This window comes from Chitinimonas arctica, assembly GCF_007431345.1.
Lineage (GTDB): Bacteria > Pseudomonadota > Gammaproteobacteria > Burkholderiales > Chitinimonadaceae > Chitinimonas > Chitinimonas arctica.
In genome coordinates, this window is record NZ_CP041730.1 from 321,946 (window position 1) to 335,484 (window position 13,539).

Here is a 13,539-nt window from a genome sequence, read left to right on the forward strand (position 1 = left end):
GCCCTAGACCGCGCCGTTCACTTCAAGCTACCCGACAGAAATTGCTTGAGCCGTTCGCTGGACGGCGTCACCAGCACCTGCTTGGGATCGCCCTGCTCTTCGATCACGCCCTTGTGCAGGAAGATCACATGATTGGACACCTCGCGGGCGAACGCCATTTCATGGGTGACCACCACCATGGTGCGGCCTTCTTCGGCCAGCGCCTTCATGACGCGCAAGACTTCGCCCACCAGCTCCGGATCCAGGGCCGAGGTGGGTTCGTCGAACAGCATCACTTCCGGCTCGACCGCCAGTGCGCGGGCAATGGCCACCCGCTGCTGCTGGCCGCCCGACATATGGGCCGGGTACTTGTCCTCGACGCCGCTCAGGCCGACCTTGTCCAGGTACTTGCGGGCCCGTTCGACCGCTTCGTGCTTGGCCACGCCCAAGACATTCACCGGTGCTTCGATGATGTTCTCCAGCACGGTCATATGCGCCCATAGATTGAAATGCTGAAACACCATGGCCAGCTTGGCCCGCATCATCTGCAGCTGGCGCTCGTCGCCGGACTTGTACATCCCGTCGCGCGCCTTGACCAGCTTCATTTCCTCGCCGGCCACGGTGATGGTGCCGGAGTGCGGCCGTTCCAGCATATTGATGCAACGCAGGAAGGTACTCTTGCCCGATCCCGATGAGCCGATAATGCTGATCACATCGCCGGCATGGGCAGTCAGCGATACGCCTTTCAATACCTCATGGCTGCCATAGCTCTTGTGCAGATTTTCGACTTGAAGCTTGATGCTCACGGTGTTCTCCGTAACAAATTGGGTTGCAACGCCGCGGCCTCGGGGCATGCGGCGGTAAGGTGTTCAGGCGCTGAGCAGATAGCCGCTGCGGAACGGCACCTTGCCGGCGATCTTGCACAGATCCATGCCGGCCGAGGCATAGCGCAGGATGCTGCGGGCGAACAGGACGCCGCTCACGCCAGCCCGCATGGTGGTCACGCTATCGGTAAAGGGGTCGATCAGATCGAGCACCGCCTCGCCGGCCGCCACCTGGTCGCCAGGCTGTTTGAGAAAGACGATCACGCCCGGCCGCTCGGCATGCAAGGTCTCCGCGCCGGCCAGGGGCGTGGCTTCGCAGCGGGCTACCGGCAGGGCCGGCGCGGTGCCGGCCAATACGCCGCGATGCCGCAGGAAAGCCAGCAGATTGTCCGCATCGCGTTCAGCCAGCGGGTGGTACACCTCGGTTTCGCCGCGCAATTCAACCGTTGCGGACAGGCAAGCCAAGGGAATGGGGAAACGTTCGCCGAAACGCTCAGCCAGTTGCCACCAGCAGCCGCTCATGGCTTCGTCGAAGGAATTGCCGCCGGACCCCTTGGCCAGCAGGACCGCTTGCGCGCCGAGATAGCGGCTGAGCGGTTCGGCCTGTTCCAGGTAGGGGGTTTCGGTATAGAGATGTAGAACGGCTTCGAAGTCGCAGTGCAGATCCAGCACCACGTCGGCATCGCAGGCCATGCTTACCAGGGTATGGCGTAGCGACTGCAGCTCGGTGGCCGGCTTCATCTCGGCCAGCGCCGCCAGCATGGCAGCGCGGATCACGCGCTTATTGCTTTCGGCGTCCGCGGTCAGCAGCTTGGCGACGGTATCGCCGATCAGGGTGGCGAAATCGGGATAGTGCCGATTGAAATTCTCGGCGCTGGCAAACTCGAAGCGGCCCAGATTGGCATGCATCAGGGTCTGGTCCAGGCCGATGGGATTGGCAACCGGCACCACCACCACTTCACCGCGAATTTCACCGCTGGCTTCCAGCGCCGCCAAGCGGCGCTTCAGATGATGCAGGACCAGCATGCCGGGCAACTCGTCGGCATGCAGGCTGGCTTGCAGATAGACCTTCTCGCCGCTGCCGGGCTGGCCGTAATGAAAGCTGAGCAACTCGCGCTGGGTGCCCAGGCTGGGCGACAGCAAGGGATGTCGACGAATTTGCATGGCTCAGGACTTTCGCGGTTGCAGATAGGCCAGCCAGCGCCGCTCCGCCAACCTGAACAAGCCGACCAGGCTGAAGGTCAGCACCAGGTAGATGATCCCGGCCGAGATAAAGGCTTCGAACGGCAGGTAATAATCGGAATAGATGCTGCGGGCCGCCCCGGTGATATCGGTGATGGCCGGCACCACGCTGGCCAGCGACGTGCCCTGCAACATCATGATCACCTCGTTGGAATAGGCCGGCAGGGTGCGGCGCAAGGCCGAAGGCAGCACGATGCGGCGCATCATCAGCCACTTGCCCATGCCCATGGCGCGGGCGGCCTCGATCTCGCCGTGGTTGGTATCGCGGATGGCCCCGGCCAGCATCTCGGTGGTATAGGCGCAGGTGTTCAGGGTGAACGCCAATACCGCGCAGAACATCGCGTCCTTGAACGGCTTGAGCGCGGCGACGGTATCCCAGTTGGCCTGCACGTACTCGATCTGGGCGATACCGTAATAGATCAGGTAGACCTGGATCAGCATGGGCGTGCCGCGCATCACATAGGTATAAAGCCATACCGGCGTAGACACCCATTTATTGCGCGAAACCCGCATGATGGCCATGGGAATGGACAGCAGGCCGCCTATCACCACGGAAAACACGGTCAGCTTCAGGCTGGTAACGATGCCCAGCCAGAACAGTTGCAAGGTGGCCGGCGTGAAAATGATATCGAACTGCATCAGAACTCTCCCCGCCGCACGCCCATCGAATACTTTCGGTCCAGCCGCTTCAGAATCATCAGCGATACGGTCGTGAACACCAGGTAGATCAGGCCGCAGAACAGGATAAACAGCATGGGCGCCAGCGGTGTGATGCCACGCCCGGCGGCCGAGGCCTGCTTGGCCAGCATGGTCATATCGGGCAAGCCAAGGATGGACACCAAGGCGGTGGACTTGATCAACACCAGCCAGTTATTGGTAAAGCTGGGCAGTGCCAGCCGTATCATCTGCGGCACGGTGATATGGAAGAAGACGCGCAGGCGGCTCATGCCGAAGGCGTAGCCCGCTTCCATCTGGCCCTTGGGAATGGCCATGATGGCGCCGCGAAAGGTCTCGGTCATATAGGCGCCATAGATGAAGCCTATGGTGAGCACGCCGGCCGCGAAGGGATTGATCTCGACATAGCTGTCGTTGCCCAGCGCTTCCAGGAATTTATTCAGCAGGATCTGCCCGCCGTAGAAGATCAGCAGCATCAGCACCAGGTCGGGAATACCCCGGATCACGGTGGAATAGACGCCCGCCAGGAACTGCAAGGGCCTGCTGGGTGAAAGTTTGGCGGTCGCGCCCAACAGGCCAAGCACGATCGCCACCAGCAAGGAACCCAGCGCCACTTCCAGGGTGAGCACCGATCCCTTGAGGATATTTATTACGTACTCTTCCATCTTCAATCTCTTTGCCGCTTGAATGCGCGGCTTTCAGGGTAGGTAACACGATTACCCTAGCCAGCATGGCCGGCCAGAACAAGCAAACGGCGCGATCGATGGATCGGATCGCGCCGCTCTATTCAGCATCCGCAATGGTGCAGAGCACGCCTGGAAATCAGCTGCCCCAGATTTCGAAAGTGAAATACTTGTCGTTGATCTTCTTCCAGGTGCCGTTGGTACGGATGGTCTTGATCGCCTTGTTCAGCGCATCGCGCAGATCGTTGTCGCTCTTGCGGATGGCGATGCCGGCGCCTTCACCGAAGTACTTCGGCTCGTTCAGGGTCGGGCCGACAAAGCCCCAGCCCTTGCCGTCCGGCGTCTTCAGGAAGCCGTCGGTGACTTCCACCACATCGGCCACGGTACCGTCGAGGCGGCCGGACTTGATATCCAGGTAAACCTGATCCTGCGCTTCGTAAGGAACGACAGCGGCGCCGGCTTTTTCCAGCTCGCCGCGCGCATATTTCTCTTGGGTGGAACCTTTCAGCACGCCAATCTTCTTACCCTTCAGGTCGGCGGGCAGCTTTTTGATCGTACCGGCCTCTTTCACCACGAGACGCGAAGGGGTGTTGTAGTACTTGGTGGTGAAGTCGACCGCTTTCTTGCGTTCTTCGGTAATGGACATCGAGGAGACGATGGCGTCGTATTTCTTGGCATTCAGGCCGGGGATCATCCCGTCCCAGGCTTGCTCGACAAACACGCACTTGGCTTTCAACTCGGCACAGAGCGCGTTGGCGATATCCACGTCAAAACCGGTTGGCTTGCCATCGGGCGTCTTGTAGGTGAAGGGCTTGTAGGTCGCGTCGATACCGACGCGGACTTCCTTCCATTCCTTGGCCGAAGCGGCCACGGACAGCGCCAGCGCGATAGCACCAAACAGCGCGGTTTTCTTCATTGCCTTACTCCTCGTTCTAGGATGAGTTTGGAACCCGGCGAAGCCGACAGCGGCTTCGGGAAACCGGTACCGACGGTGATTGTAAACCCGCCGTCCAATATCAGACATTGCCGGAATGCGACATCTTCGTACAGTGCCATTTCCACTCATTTCTCATTTGTGCAACGCAAAAAACACCATTTTCACTACCATTGGCGGCGTTTTGCGGCTGTTTTCAACCCCATGTCATAAATGTTCCGGCGCGGTGCCCACTAACGGACACCCACCATGCGCTATACATCAAACGCGGCTTGGGAGCGGGCCCTGCCTTGCCAGCCGGGAAAGCCCCTCCAAGACAGCACCAAAATGGTGCGCGGCGCACAAAAACCGCCTCGAATTGCCCTGCAATAGGGCGCCGCTATAACAAAGTGTCGCATCCCCTAATACTTGTAGCAGGCCCGTCGGCGCTACAATGCCGTCGCAATCGCCGCCGAGGCATTCGGGCCTCTATGCGGCACGCAAGGCGAAAGGGCACTCAAAAAGTGTCCATTCGTGCACGGATATGGTGTGTGGCGCCATGTCCGTTAGCCCAACAGGAGACACGTCAGATGCAAACCATCCACGCCAGCCTTATCGCCGACATTCAGCGCCATGCCGATGTGCGTGAGGCCGGACCGGTCAACCTCGCCAAGCTGATACATACCTACTACGCCGATACCGACGCGCACGATCTCGCTACCCGCGACGCGCAAGACTGGTACGGCGCAGCCTTGGCCCACCTCAAGCTGGCCGCCACCCGCAAGGGCGGCGAAGCGCTTGTACGCGTCTACAACCCCAGTTTCGACGATCACCGCTGGCAATCGAGCCACACCATCATCGAGCTGGTGAACGACGACAAGCCCTTCCTCGTCGATACCGTCAGCCTGGCATTGAACCGGCTGGGCTATGGCATCCACCTGATCATCCATCCGGTGCTGCCTATCGAACGCGACAAGGCCGGCAAGCTGGGCGAAATCGGCACGGGCCAGGCGGAATCGTGGATACATCTGGAAATAGACCGGGTCAGCGACAAAGCCAAGCTGGAAGAGATCAAGAGCGAGCTGCTGCGCGTGCTCGGCCAGCTCCAGGATTGCGTGGAAGACTTCACCGCCATGTCCCGGCAGATGGCCGCCGTGCGCGCCGAGTTGGGCAAGCTCAAGCCGACCGTGGACAAGGCGCAGTGGACCGAGGGCCTGGCCTACCTTGACTGGCTGCAGGACGACCACTTCATCTTCCTGGGCTATCGGGACTACGATCTGACCGATAGCAAGGAAGGCATCCAGCTGACCATCGTCAAGGGCTCCGGCCTGGGGCTGTTGCGTGGCGAAACCAAGGGCGCCCACTCCGCCAGCTTCGCCGCCCTGCCGGCCGAAATCCGCGCCCTCGCACGCGACAAGACCCCCCTGCTGCTGACCAAGACCAATTCCCGCTCCACCGTGCACCGCGGCGCCTACCTCGATTGCGTCGGCCTCAAGCGCTACGACGCCAAGGGCAATGTGGTGGGCGAGCGCCGTTTCCTGGGCCTTTATACCGCCAAGGCCTACAACACCCCGCCGCACCAGATCCCGGTGCTGCGCCGCAAGATCGACGCAGTCATGGCCGCCAGCCAGGTGATGGCCGGCAGCCACAAGGGCAAGACCCTGCTCAATGTGCTGGAGACCTATCCGCGCGACGAACTGCTGGAGATCAGCGAAGCGGCGCTGAGCGAAATCGCCGGCGGCATCGTCAACCTGCAGGAGCGCAACCAGGTCCGCGCCTTTATCCGCGAAGACCTGTATCGCCGCTATGTGTCGGCGCTGGTCTACCTGCCGCGCGATAACTACACCACCGATGTGCGCATCAAGATGCAGCAGTTGTTGGTGAATACCTTCAACGGCACCTCGGCCGAATTCAATGTGATGCTGTCCGACTCGCTGTTGGCACGCATCCACTTTATCGTCCGCACCACCGCCGGCTCCACCCTGCCCGACTACGATCCGCGCGAGATCGAGAACCAGATCGCCCAGGCCGCCCGCCGCTGGACCGACGACCTGCAACTGAACCTGGCCGCCCACGCCGGCGAAGAACGCGGCATGGCGCTGTACACCAAGTACGCCAAGGCCTTTGCCGCCGCTTACTACGCCGACTACGACGCCCGCACCGCCGTGTCGGACATCGATCGGATCGAGCAGGCACTCGAATCGCAGCGCCTGACCATGAAGCTGATGGATGCCAGCCTGGCCGACCCGCTGCAGCACCGTTTCAAGATCTTCCGGCAAGATCCCATCGCCCTGTCCGATAGCCTGCCCGTCCTGGAAAACATGGGTGTCCGGGTCATCGAAGAGCAGCCGTATTCGCTGAAATTCAGCGACGGCAACCGCGCCTGGGTGACCGATATCGCCGTACGCCTGCAGCAAGCCGGCCTGCTGGATGACGAAATCCGCCGTGGCGCCTTCCAGGACGGCTTTGCCGCCACCTTCGAAGGCCATGCCGAGAATGACCGCTTCAACAAGCTGATCCTGCTGGCCGGCCTGCATTGGCGCGAGGTCGTGCTGCTGCGCGCCTATGCCAAGTACCTCAAGCAGATCGGCCTGAACTACAGCCTCGACCATATCGCCGACCGGCTGGCCCATTTCCGCGAGATCGCCCGCGACCTGGTCGATCTGTTCCTGATCCAGCAAGATCCGAAGCAAAAGCAGATCAAGCAGGCCGATGCCCTGGCGACCAAGATCAAGGAAGCCTTGGCGCAGGTGCCCAGCATCGACGACGAGCGCATCCTGTCGGGCTTCTTCCACACCATCTCGGCCACGCTGCGGACCAACTTCTTCCAGCCCGGCCCCGATGGTCAAGCCAAGGACTATGTCAGCTTCAAGTTCGAAAGCGGCAAGATCCCGAACATGCCGCAGCCGGTGCCGCTGTATGAGATCTTCGTCTACTCGCCGCGCGTGGAAGGCATCCACCTGCGCTTCGGCAAGGTCGCCCGTGGCGGCCTGCGCTGGTCCGACCGCAAGGAAGACTTCCGCACCGAAGTGCTGGGCCTGGTCAAGGCGCAGCAAGTGAAGAACACCGTGATCGTGCCGGTCGGCTCCAAGGGCGGTTTCGTGCTCAAGCAGGCGCCGACCGAGCGCGAGGCCTACCAGGCGGAAGGCATCGCCTGCTACAAGACCTTTATCCGCGGCCTGCTGGACCTGACCGACAACCTGGTCGAGGGCAAGGTGGTACCGCCCAAGCTGGTCCATCGCCGCGATGCCGACGATCCCTATCTGGTGGTGGCCGCCGACAAGGGCACCGCGACCTTCTCCGACATTGCCAATGGCGTGTCGCAGGAATACGGCTTCTGGCTGGACGACGCCTTCGCCTCGGGCGGATCGGTCGGCTATGACCACAAGAAGATGGGCATCACCGCCAAGGGCGCCTGGGAGTCGGTCAAGCGCCATTTCCGGGAAATGGGCCACAACACCCAGACCCAGCCCTTTACCGTGGTCGGCATCGGCGACCTGATGGGCGACGTGTTCGGCAACGGCATGCTGCTGAGCGAGCAGATCAAGCTGGTGGCGGCGTTCAACCACCTGCATATCTTCCTCGACCCCAACCCGGATACCGCCAAGAGCTTTGCCGAACGGCAACGCATGTTCGCCCTGCCCCGCTCCAGCTGGGAAGACTACGACAAGAAAACCTTGTCCAAGGGCGGCGGCATCTATCCGCGCAGCGCCAAGTCCATTCCGCTGTCGCCGGAAATGCGCAAGGTGCTGGATGTCAGCGACGAGGCCATGGCGCCGAACGACCTGATCCGCGCCATCCTCAAGGCCCCGGTGGACCTGCTGTACAACGGCGGCATCGGCACCTACTTCAAGGCCAGCACCCAAAGCCACGCCGAGGCCAGCGACCGCAGCAACGATGCGCTACGCATCGACGGCCGTGAAATCCGCGCCAAGGTGATCGGCGAAGGCGGCAATCTCGGCTTTACCCAGCTAGGCCGGGTCGAGTACGCCATGCATGGCGGCCATATCTGCACCGATGCCATCGACAACTCGGCCGGCGTGGATTGCTCCGACCATGAGGTGAACATCAAGATCCTGTTCGGCCGACTGGTGCAGAGCGGCGATATGACGCTCAAGCAGCGCAACACCATCCTGGCCGAAATGACCGACAACGTCGGCGACCTGGTACTGCGCGACAACTACCTGCAGACCGCCGCCATCAGCCTGGAATTGCAGCAGTCCAAGTCGCTGTTGTCGGTACACAGCCGCTTTATGCAAAGCCTGGAAAAAGCCAGCCGCCTGAGCCGCCGCATCGAATACCTGCCGAACGACACGCAGTTGGGCGACCGGCAAGCGGCCGGCCTGGGCCTGACCAGCCCCGAACTGGCTGTCCTGCTGGCCTACGCCAAGCTGGGCCTGTACGACCAGCTGTTGGCCTCGCCGCTGCCCGGCATGCCGGAATGGGACGAACTGCTGGGCGCTTACTTCCCGGTCAAGATGAGCACCAAGTTCAAGGCGCAATTGCCCAGCCATCCGCTGCGCCGCGAAATCGTCGCTACGGTGCTGACGAACGAGTGCGTCAACCGCATGGGTATCAGCTTTGTGTTCCGCGTCGCCGAGGAAACCAATGCCAGCCCTGCCGATATCGTGCACGCCTGGAGCCTGGCTTCGCGGCTGGTCCAGGCCGACAAGCTCTGGTCCGAGCTGGAAGCCCTCGACAACAAGGTGCCGACCCATACGCAATACACCTTGATGCTGGAAGTGCGTAAGCAGTTGGAACGCGTGGCCCGTTGGGTCCTGAACGTGCAGCTGACCGAAACCGATGCGGCGGCCCGCCTGGCCCAGCTGACCGACGAAATTCCGTCGCTGCTGCCCAAGCTGGACAAATGGCTGGCCGACAAGCCCACCTTCGCCCGCGAGCGCGAGCGCCTGGCCGGTGCCGGCGTCAAGCCGGAACTGTCCGCCCGCGTGGTCAACCTGGACGCCCTGCTGGCCTTGCTGGACATCGCCCGCCTGGCCCGCACCAGCAAAACCTCGGTGGAAGACGTCGCGCAGGTCTACTTCAAGCTGGAAGGCGCCCTGCAGCTGGATTGGCTGCGTGGCATGGTGGACGGCCTGCCGCGCGACAACCGCTGGCAAACGCTGGCCCGCATGGCCTTCCGCGACGAGCTGTACCGCGAGCATGCCCACCTTACCGCCCGGGTACTGCAGGAAAGCGGCAGTATCGCCAAGAAGGTGGACAGCTGGCTGAAGTCGCGCGAGACCGCGCTTGAGCATTGCGGCCGCATGTTCGAGGAGCTACGCGTGGCCACGCCCGACCTGGCCATGATCTCGGCCGCCATGCGCGAGATCCGCAACCGATTGGCGGCTTAATCCTGCCGGCATGCCCTTCGCGGGGCATGCCGCTCGAAGCGCCTTGATGGCCGGCATCGTTGATGCCGGCCATTTTGTTTTTAACCGCGATTGCAGGGATATTCGAAAGACCGGACAAGTAAAAAGGGCAGGCTCACGGTCAGGGATTGGGACTAGCCTGTCCCTCGCCATTCCAAAATACCCTGAAAGAATCGCCGTGATAAATCCAATTCCATACGCCCCAGCCGATATCACCCGCGCTGCCGGCAACCAGGTGCCCCCCGCGTCTTTCGTACGCGAGCTGAATATCGACGGAATGCTTGAACGATTGCTGACCAACGATGCAAGCTTCACACGAATTGAAGTGGATGTCCGTGCGTTAGCTACAAATCCTGTAATCGTCGAAACCGATGTCATCAAGCTGGCTCAGGCGCTAGGCAAGAACCGCTACCTGACCGAACTTCATCTAAGAGCCAACAATATCGGCGATATCGGTGCAAAAGCCCTGGCACAGGCGCTTGAACAGAACAGCAGCCTTCGCATGCTCGACCTGCAATACAACCAGATCAGCAAGGCCGGTGTGCGAGATCTGGCCTTGGCGCTTACTCGGAACAATACTTTGTCCGCACTCTATCTAAGCGCCAATCAGTTAGGCCAAGCGGGGGCGCGCGACTTGGCCAATGCACTCGCGCGGCAGGATAGCCTCACCTGTATCTGCCTTAGCGACACCGCGATCAACAGCCACGACCTGGCGGCATTGGCCAAGGCACTCAAGCTCAACAAACGTCTAGCCCACCTGCATTTAAGTTTGAATCCGCTAGGTTCGCAAAACGCGCATGTGTTGGCTGATGCGCTTGAGCACAACGCCAGCCTGTCCGAGCTCAATCTATACGGCACGGAGCTCTGTGCACAAGGCGTGCAGACGCTGGCGAGGGGATTGAAGTGGAACATCGGCCTGAGAAGGCTGGATCTTGGACACAACCCGATCGGAGATACCGCCGCTGCGGACTTGGCCGACGTGCTACGGAGCAACAAACACCTGACCATGCTGAGCTTGTGGGACTGCGGACTTGGCGAACCCACCGCGTCTGCCTTGGCCAGCGCTTTAACGCATAACACCAGCTTGACCACACTCAACCTGGGCCAAAACAAACTTGGCGATTCCGCTGCCCGGATGCTTGCCGACGCATTGCGGCAAAACAGCAGCTTGACCGACCTTAATCTGCGCAACTGCTCGATTAGCGAAACAGGCTGGCAGGCTTTGACCGACGCCCAGCGGGAAAATACCCGGCTGACCTTGCTGGGAGCCACTATCATGCCTTCGTTTTCAGCTTGGACGCCGCCATCGAGACCTCACTACGGCGCTACCGGCCAACAGCCGGCAACCCAGCGCAGGGTATCAGGCGGGCAGTTGGCTTGATCAGTGTGCTGTATAGCTGTCGTTGCTTTCCTTCAAACACAAATCAAGCGCGGCCAACGTCGCATCATTGTCCACCGAGCCTTGGATAACTTGGTCAAGCGCGGTTTGGATGAGACTTCGCTCCTCGGCATTGATGCCCAAGCATGACGCCTGCCGAAACTGCTCCTTGGCCAGCTGATACTCTCCCTCGGCGGTAAATTGCTGCTCACGCTCTCCAACCGGGTAGCCTCGCCTTGGGGCGATACGCGAGGTACGGCGGTAGGCCGCTGGACAAGCTGGTCAAGCGCGGCTTGGATGAGGCTTCGCTTTTTAGCCTTGCCGCTCAAGCGTAGCGCCTCCCGAAAATGCTCCTCGGCTAATTTGCACTTGCCCCTGACGGCAAATTGCTGGCCGCTCTGGTACAGGGATTGAGATTTGGTGTGCGCGGCAAGATGAACGCGCTGTAACAGGGTCTTGCATTCGGCGTGTGCGGCTTGATAGGCGCGCTGGAACTCGGTTTTAGATTCGGTGTGCGCTGCTTGACGGTTACGCACCAACGAGGCGTCGATGGCGGTGCGTACCTTGAACCCGACCTTGCTTCCGCTCAGGCCAAGCGTGGTCAGGCTGGTATTCCGCTCCAGCGCACCGGCCAGTGCCTCGGCGCCTCGGTCACCAATCTGGTTGTAGCCCAGGTTGAGCGTGGCCAGGCTGGTGTTCTGCGCCAGCGCATCCACCAGCGCCCCCATACTGCTGTCGTCGATTTTCCTGTCGTTCAGGTGAAGCCATGCCAGTGTCCGGTCATTGTTCGCCAAGCGTTCAATAGCTTGGCGAACATCCCGATCGCTAGCGCCCTCCGTCTGGGGAGCCCAGTCCGGGGGTGATACGCGAGGTACGGTGGTAAGCACAGGCAGCATGATTCCCTCTCATTTATGTAGAACACGAACGTGGCTTGCTCGGCAAACACATCGAGGGAAAAGGCTGTCCGCGCTTGGTATAGCGCGCCTTACGGGAAGACCGCTCGCTTGTTGCTTTACGAACGTTTGGTTTGGCGGAGAGAAATCCACCATGGGCCGGGAAGGGGCGTAACCGGCTGGCGGTAGGCAATCCAGCACTTCAGGCATCAGCGATGTCGGCCGTTTTACTTTTTGCTTGGCTCGGCTGGCTTTTTACGAAAGCCCAGGGAAGTTCAAGGGGCTCAGGCTCTTGGTTAGCCATGGGGACCAGCCGGTCCCTTACCATGCCAAGATCCCTGGAGAAATCGCAGTGATGATCCCTGTTTCAAACCTATCCGCCCATCCTGCCCGTGCAATCGGCAACCAAGGGGACCGCGCGGGTCATATCGACTCGGAGATTGAACGTGTGCAGGCCAACGATGCGAACCAGACCCAGCTTCTATTGAACGGCTTCCAGCGTGCTCGGGAGTTTGGCGAAGTCCCTGCAATCGCCGGAGGCCAGGCAATCGAAGAAAGCGACGTAAACCGGCTAGCTCGGGCACTAGGCCAAAGCCGCTACCTGACGGATCTTCAACTACGGGGCAACAATATCGGCGATATTGGCGCGAGCGTCCTGGCCGAGGCGCTTAGGGAAAATCGCAGTCTTCGCACGCTAGACCTTCATTTCAATCTGATCGGCAGATCCGGTGCGCGCGATCTGGCCTCGGCGCTTACCCACAACAATAGCCTCTCCACGCTCAGTCTCAGCGCCAATCGATTGCGCGCATCGGATGCCGTGGAACTGGCCGACGCACTCGCGCCTAACGATGGCCTCGCCTCGCTCCACCTGAGCAGTAATGCGCTCGACTGCCACGACCTGGCGGCGTTGGCCAAGGCACTCAAGCACAACAATCGCCTGACCCACCTCAATGTCTGGGGTAATCCGCTAGGTTCTCAAAACGCGCATGTGCTTGCCGATGCACTGATACACAACACCAGCCTGGCCGAGCTCAACCTATATCGTACCGGGCTCTGCGCAATTGGCGTAAAGACGCTGGCGGTCGGACTGAAGCAGAACATCGGCCTCAGAGAACTCGACCTGGGCGACAACCCGATCGGTGATACCGCCGCTTCGGATTTGGCCGAGGTGCTACTGAGCAACAAACACCTGACCATGCTGAGCTTGTGCAACTGTGGACTCGGTGAAACCACCGCGCGTGCCCTGGCAAGCGCCCTATCGCTTAACACCAGCCTGACCACCCTGAACTTGGGACAAAACAAGCTTGGCAGTGCCGCCATCCTGGTGCTTGCAGAAGCATTGCGACACAACAGCAGCTTGACCGAAATCGAGTTGACCGAATGCCCGACGGACGACACGGGCAAGCAGGCCCTGTGCGACGCGCTGCGGCAAAATACCAGCCTGACGTCGCTGGGTCGGCTGCACGACGCCGACTACGTGCAAAACCCTAGCACCCTGGACCTCGCCATTCAGACTGCGCTTCGTCGCAACCGGCTAGCTGCAGGTAATCAAGCGCGGGACGTTTAACCCGTACTAATCA

At 60.9% G+C, this 13,539-nt stretch carries 9 protein-coding genes; 3 read left to right on the plus strand and 6 right to left on the minus strand.

Annotation, left to right across the window (positions count from 1 at the left end; all coding sequences use genetic code 11):
- Window positions 1-17 precede the first annotated feature (17 nt).
- The 5 genes from FNU76_RS01455 to aotJ form a co-directional block, all read right to left on the minus strand.
- A complete protein-coding gene (locus FNU76_RS01455) occupies window positions 18-833 on the minus strand; it encodes an ABC transporter ATP-binding protein (RefSeq protein WP_143856051.1) in 816 nt (271 codons plus the stop codon).
- A gap of 15 nt (window positions 834-848) precedes the next feature.
- Window positions 849-1,967: a succinylglutamate desuccinylase/aspartoacylase family protein gene (locus tag FNU76_RS01460; RefSeq protein WP_143856052.1), complete on the minus strand. Its 1,119-nt coding sequence runs from the start codon at window positions 1,965-1,967 to the stop codon at window positions 849-851.
- 3 nt (window positions 1,968-1,970) lie between these two features.
- Window positions 1,971-2,684: an ABC transporter permease gene (locus tag FNU76_RS01465; RefSeq protein ID WP_143856053.1), complete on the minus strand. Its 714-nt coding sequence runs from the start codon at window positions 2,682-2,684 to the stop codon at window positions 1,971-1,973.
- Window positions 2,684-3,385, minus strand: a complete 702-nt coding sequence (locus FNU76_RS01470) for an ABC transporter permease (protein WP_143856054.1) — start codon at window positions 3,383-3,385, stop codon at window positions 2,684-2,686. Before FNU76_RS01470 ends, FNU76_RS01465 begins: the two co-directional genes overlap by 1 nt.
- 157 nt (window positions 3,386-3,542) lie before the next feature.
- Entirely contained in the window at window positions 3,543-4,319 is a 777-nt protein-coding gene (gene aotJ / locus FNU76_RS01475) for an L-arginine-binding protein AotJ (RefSeq protein ID WP_143856055.1), read from the minus strand.
- 587 nt (window positions 4,320-4,906) lie between these two features.
- On the opposite strand from aotJ, the gene FNU76_RS01480 reads away from it, so the two are divergent.
- Together FNU76_RS01480 and FNU76_RS01485 are read left to right on the plus strand one after the other, a co-directional pair.
- A complete protein-coding gene (locus FNU76_RS01480) occupies window positions 4,907-9,670 on the plus strand; it encodes an NAD-glutamate dehydrogenase (protein WP_143856056.1) in 4,764 nt (1,587 codons plus the stop codon).
- A 46-nt stretch (window positions 9,671-9,716) separates the two neighbouring features.
- Window positions 9,717-11,069: a leucine-rich repeat domain-containing protein gene (locus tag FNU76_RS01485; protein WP_179958304.1), complete on the plus strand. Its 1,353-nt coding sequence runs from the start codon at window positions 9,717-9,719 to the stop codon at window positions 11,067-11,069.
- A 32-nt stretch (window positions 11,070-11,101) separates the two neighbouring features.
- On the opposite strand, the gene FNU76_RS01490 is transcribed toward FNU76_RS01485, so the two are convergent.
- Complete coding sequence (locus FNU76_RS01490; protein ID WP_179958305.1) at window positions 11,102-11,860, minus strand: leucine-rich repeat domain-containing protein; 759 nt, start codon at window positions 11,858-11,860, stop codon at window positions 11,102-11,104.
- A 454-nt stretch (window positions 11,861-12,314) separates the two neighbouring features.
- Here FNU76_RS01490 and FNU76_RS01495 point away from each other — a divergent pair, with 454 nt between their 5' ends.
- Window positions 12,315-13,526 (plus strand): leucine-rich repeat domain-containing protein, encoded by a 1,212-nt coding sequence (locus FNU76_RS01495; protein WP_143856059.1) that lies wholly within the window; start codon window positions 12,315-12,317, stop codon window positions 13,524-13,526.
- The last annotated feature ends 13 nt before the right edge of the window (window positions 13,527-13,539 follow it).

Bases quoted from the DNA above. Each gene is read 5' to 3' on its own strand.
- FNU76_RS01455 (WP_143856051.1), bottom strand. From the start codon at position 833: ATGCCCCGAGGCCGCGGCGTTGCAACCCAATTTGTTACGGAGAACACC.
- FNU76_RS01460 (WP_143856052.1), bottom strand. From the start codon at position 1,967: ATGCAAATTCGTCGACATCCCTTGCTGTCGCCCAGCCTGGGCACCCAG.
- FNU76_RS01465 (WP_143856053.1), bottom strand. From the start codon at position 2,684: ATGCAGTTCGATATCATTTTCACGCCGGCCACCTTGCAACTGTTCTGG.
- FNU76_RS01470 (WP_143856054.1), bottom strand. From the start codon at position 3,385: ATGGAAGAGTACGTAATAAATATCCTCAAGGGATCGGTGCTCACCCTG.
- aotJ (WP_143856055.1), bottom strand. From the start codon at position 4,319: ATGAAGAAAACCGCGCTGTTTGGTGCTATCGCGCTGGCGCTGTCCGTG.
- FNU76_RS01480 (WP_143856056.1), top strand. From the start codon at position 4,907: ATGCAAACCATCCACGCCAGCCTTATCGCCGACATTCAGCGCCATGCC.
- FNU76_RS01485 (WP_179958304.1), top strand. From the start codon at position 9,717: ATGGCCGGCATCGTTGATGCCGGCCATTTTGTTTTTAACCGCGATTGC.
- FNU76_RS01495 (WP_143856059.1), top strand. From the start codon at position 12,315: ATGATCCCTGTTTCAAACCTATCCGCCCATCCTGCCCGTGCAATCGGC.